General features: G+C 44.6%; 3 protein-coding genes. 2 read left to right on the top strand and 1 reads right to left on the bottom strand.

Annotated elements, in window-relative coordinates:
* The first annotated feature begins 151 nt into the window (after positions 1-151).
* Positions 152-748 carry a hypothetical protein gene (locus tag A2517_RS06510; RefSeq protein ID WP_294895302.1) on the top strand — a complete coding sequence of 199 codons (597 nt, stop codon included), beginning with the start codon at positions 152-154 and terminating at the stop codon, positions 746-748.
* 64 nt (positions 749-812) lie between these two features.
* Positions 813-944: a hypothetical protein gene (locus A2517_RS06505; RefSeq protein ID WP_294895300.1), complete on the top strand. Its 132-nt coding sequence runs from the start codon at positions 813-815 to the stop codon at positions 942-944.
* Positions 945-957: 13 nt separating this feature from the next.
* Here the strand turns inward: A2517_RS06505 and A2517_RS06500 are convergent, their stop codons facing one another.
* Entirely contained in the window at positions 958-1,317 is a 360-nt protein-coding gene (locus A2517_RS06500; protein ID WP_294895298.1) for a cupin domain-containing protein, read from the bottom strand.
* Positions 1,318-1,377 lie beyond the last annotated feature (60 nt).

The following is a 1,377-nucleotide window of genomic DNA, read 5'->3' as shown; positions in this document are numbered from 1 at the left end:
ATCCTCTTTGAGGACGATGCTCACCCGTTTGCCTGAGATAATATTTTTACGTTCGCGTCCGTCCATAGTTGATCCTTTGTCTTATGGATGCAATGATAGCGGATAGAACCGCATTTGCATACCCAAAAATAGTATATACTAAAGGGGAGTTATGACGATTGACGTCAATTTATGCCGTGCTGACGAAACATTTTTAGCTGATATCGAAGAGATTATGGAAGAGTCGATGGTGCAGATGTTTATTCTCCATCCCAAAACGATTTCCGAGATAGAGGAAGCCCAAGAGATTGCGGATGAATATGAGAGCATCTTTTATTCTGTTCCACTCTCTTTGCAAGATAACGCGAGTAGTAAGTGTGTTGCCTATTCGATCCGTAGTGAAGGAGAGAGTATGCTCCTGCCCATTGAAAAGCCGATAGTCATCGAAGCTGAACTATTAAATGATGCGATGATCACGAAACTGAGCGGATCAAGAGGCATTATCCTCAATCCGACTCAGGAGTACACTTCATTAGAGGGATTTTATCTCGCGATGGGGAGTGGAAATGTCGGAGCGTTTGAGACAGAGGTGCTATCACAGATGAGCATGGATAAGATTGTTCTCCAAAGCACCTATCCAAGTCATGGTTTTGAGGAGATCATGGAGTGTGTAAAGGTGATCTCCAATGCGATGTTTCGACCCGAACAGAGCATTATCGCCCGTGCGACGAAAAGCTCACTCGAACTGTTCGGATTTCGTAAACGATGAGAAACGGAGTGTGAACGGCAAACGCGTTATAATTCCACATCAATTTACAATTTTAGGAGAATCAATGATTCGTTTCGCAATGCTCTCAATAGTGACCATTTTAATGTTTAGCGGATGTACGGCAAAAGAGTTCGGTGACGGCGTCGGTGATGGTATTAATGATGTCAAACGTGTTATACGCGGGAATAATAACTAATCCCGCATCCTCTTTAGCACGCTAACACTTCGATAACGTCTACACCCTTGGGGACGAGACACAAAAAGCTATACGTTTCCTCTCCGAGGGTCTCATAACTATGAGGCACTCCTGCTGGGATTAGCAACACATCTCCCGCACCCGCTTCAATCGTTTTATCCCCGATTACTACACGTGCGCGACCGCTTAGGACGTACTGTTCATGTTCAACACTGTTGGTATGCAGAGGCATATGACCTCCTGCGTCGATGGTAAAGTTACGCATCGCAAATGTGGGGGATTCATCGGGAGATAGGAGCATTTTCATACTGACCCCTTTGCCGGCTTTTTGAGGAGCCGCTTCAATGGTGTCGATTTGTTTGTGTAAGAACATAGTTACCTCGTAATGGTTAAGTACGAAAGGGTAGCACAGGAGAGTTAAAAATTTCTAACG

This window comes from Sulfuricurvum sp. RIFOXYD12_FULL_44_77 (genome assembly GCF_001830725.1).
GTDB classification, from domain to species: Bacteria; Campylobacterota; Campylobacteria; order Campylobacterales; family Sulfurimonadaceae; genus Sulfuricurvum; species Sulfuricurvum kujiense_A.
Note: the sequence above shows the minus strand (reverse complement) of the source record. Positions and strands in the feature narration are given on the sequence as shown.

Bases quoted from the DNA above. Each gene is read 5' to 3' on its own strand.
- A2517_RS06510 (WP_294895302.1), top strand. From the start codon at position 152: ATGACGATTGACGTCAATTTATGCCGTGCTGACGAAACATTTTTAGCT.
- A2517_RS06500 (WP_294895298.1), bottom strand. From the start codon at position 1,317: ATGTTCTTACACAAACAAATCGACACCATTGAAGCGGCTCCTCAAAAA.
- A2517_RS06505 (WP_294895300.1), top strand. From the start codon at position 813: ATGATTCGTTTCGCAATGCTCTCAATAGTGACCATTTTAATGTTTAGC.